Source organism: Schaalia cardiffensis (assembly GCF_016405145.1).
Taxonomy (GTDB): Bacteria; Actinomycetota; Actinomycetes; order Actinomycetales; family Actinomycetaceae; genus Pauljensenia; species Pauljensenia cardiffensis.
This window is the reverse complement of the sequence record NZ_JAEKIA010000028.1, coordinates 1-2,491: the sequence shown is the minus strand read 5'-3', so window position 1 is coordinate 2,491 and position 2,491 is coordinate 1. Positions and strand designations below refer to the sequence as shown.

General features: G+C 64.1%; 2 protein-coding genes. Both read left to right on the top strand.

All coding sequences use genetic code 11. The annotated features are described in order from the left end of the window. Positions 1-36: 36 nt before the first annotated feature. On the top strand, positions 37-1,428 hold the full coding sequence (locus tag JFX23_RS09205; RefSeq protein WP_076463865.1) for a glycine--tRNA ligase: 1,392 nt from the start codon (positions 37-39) through the stop codon (positions 1,426-1,428). Positions 1,429-1,473: 45 nt separating this feature from the next. After that, positions 1,474-2,491: tRNA dihydrouridine synthase DusB (gene dusB / locus JFX23_RS09200; RefSeq protein WP_416153031.1), on the top strand; the 1,018-nt coding region annotated here is incomplete at its 3' end.

Here is a 2,491-nt window from a genome sequence, read left to right as displayed (position 1 = left end):
CAGCCAGGTGCGGCCATCATGTGCAAGGAGCATCAAGTGGCACAGGGCCCTTCTCGCCTCGAGTCCGTCATTAGCCTCGCGAAGCGCCGTGGCTTCGTTTTCCCCTGCGGAGAGATCTACGGAGGCACCCGCTCAGCATGGGACTACGGCCCGCTCGGCGTCGAGCTGAAAGAGAACATTAAGAAGCAGTGGTGGCAGTACATGGTCCGCGGGCGCGAAGACGTCGTCGGCTTGGACTCCTCGGTCATCCTCCCGCGTGAAACCTGGGTCGCCTCCGGTCACGTCAAAGCCTTCACCGACCCGCTCGTCGAATCGCTGCACACCCACAAGCGCTACCGCGCCGATCAACTCATCGAAGAGTATGCGGAGCGCAAGGGCCTGGATCCCGACACCGTCACCCTCGACATGGTGCCCGATCCGGTGACCGGCCAGCCCGGCGCCTGGACCGAGCCTCGTTCCTTCTCGGGCCTGCTCAAAACCTATCTCGGCCCCGTTGATGACGAAGCGGGTTTGCACTACCTGCGCCCCGAGACCGCGCAGGGCATCTTCGTGAACTACGGGAACGTTGCTGCTGCCTCACGCAAGAAGCCGCCCTTCGGCATCGGCCAGATCGGCAAGTCCTTCCGCAACGAGATCACGCCCGGCAACTTCATCTTCCGCACTCGCGAATTCGAGCAGATGGAACTCGAGTTCTTCTGCGCCCCCGGCACGGATGAGGAATGGCACCAGTACTGGATCGACTACCGCCGCGACTGGTACGTCGGGCTCGGCATCGATCCTGACAACCTGCGTTTCTATGAGCACCCCCAAGAGAAGCTCTCGCACTATTCGAAGCGCACCGTTGACATTGAATACCGTTTCGGTTTCCAGGGCAGCGAGTGGGGCGAGCTTGAAGGGATCGCCAACCGTACCGACTTCGACCTTTCCACTCACTCCGAGCACTCCGGATCGAAGCTCGACTACTTCGATCAGCAAAGCGGCGAACGCTGGACCCCCTACGTCATCGAACCTTCCGCGGGCTTGACCCGTTCCCTCATGGCTTTCCTCATCGAGGCCTACCACGAGGACGAGGCCCCCAACACGAAGGGCGGGGTCGACAAGCGCGTCGTCCTCAAACTCGATCCGCGCCTCTCACCCGTCAAGGTCGCCGTCTTCCCGCTCTCGCGCAAGGAACAGCTCACGGGGCCCGCGAAGGAGCTCGCCGCGCAGCTCCGTCAGATCTGGAACGTCGAATACGACGATGCCGGAGCCGTCGGCCGCCGCTACCGCCGCCAGGACGAAATCGGCACCCCGTACTGCGTGACCTACGACTTCGATTCCGTCGAGGACCAGGCGGTGACAGTGCGCGACCGCGACACCATGGCTCAAGAGCGCATCCCGCTCGCTGAAGTCAAGAGCTGGCTCATCGACAAGCTCGGCGCCTGCTAAGTGGCCTTGGAATCACTCGCGCACGGTCCGGTTTCCCCCCTGGAGATCGGGCCGCTGCGCATATGGTCTCCCGTCGTCCTCGCACCGATGGCGGGAGTGACCGACGCGCCCTTCCGCAGACTCTGCCGAGAACTCGGCGAAAGGGGGCTCCCACCCCGCCTCGCCCCGGGCGACCCGGCCTGTGAGCGTGAAGCGACCCCCGGCGTTGATGCCTTCGCGGGCCTATACGTTATGGAGATGGTGACCTCGCGCGCCCTCGTCGAGGGGAACCGCCGTACCCTCGACATGGTTCGTCCAGATCCTTCGGAGCGAGTCCGCTCGATCCAGCTCTACGGCGTGGATCCGGTGACGATGGCGAAGGCGACCGAGATCCTCATCGATTGTGAGCTCGTCGATCACCTTGACCTCAACTTCGGGTGTCCAGTTCCCAAAGTGACCCGCAAGGGTGGGGGAGCTGCCCTGCCGTGGAAGAAGGACCTTTTCGACGATCTCCTTCACGCGGTCGTCGCTGCCGCCGAAAGGGCGGGGAGCAGGACCGGCAAAGACGTTCCCGTGACCGTGAAAATGCGCATCGGCATTGATGACGAGCACATCACCTACCTCGATGCCGCGCGCACGGCCGTCAATCGCGGAGTCGCGGCGGTTGCGCTCCATGCGCGCACCCAGACGCAGCACTACTCGGGGAGGGCTCGCTGGGAGACGATCGCCCGCCTCAAGGACACGATCCCCGTCCCGGTGCTCGGCAATGGTGATGTCTTCTCCGGCGCTGATGCACAGCGGATGATGCAAGAAACGGGGTGCGACGCGGTCGTCGTGGGCCGCGGATGCCAGGGGCGCCCCTGGCTCTTCACCGACCTCGTGTCGACCCTGATGGGAGGCCCGGATTTCGCCGACCCGCCGCTTTGCGACATCGTCGCCATCATCGAGAAGCACGCGAGGTGGGTCGTCGAAGACCAGGGGGATGAGGCTCGTGCGATGCGTGAAATGCGTAAGCACCTCGGCTGGTATCTACGAGGTTTCGCTGTCGGCGGGCCCACCCGCCACGCCCTGTCCATGGTGTCGA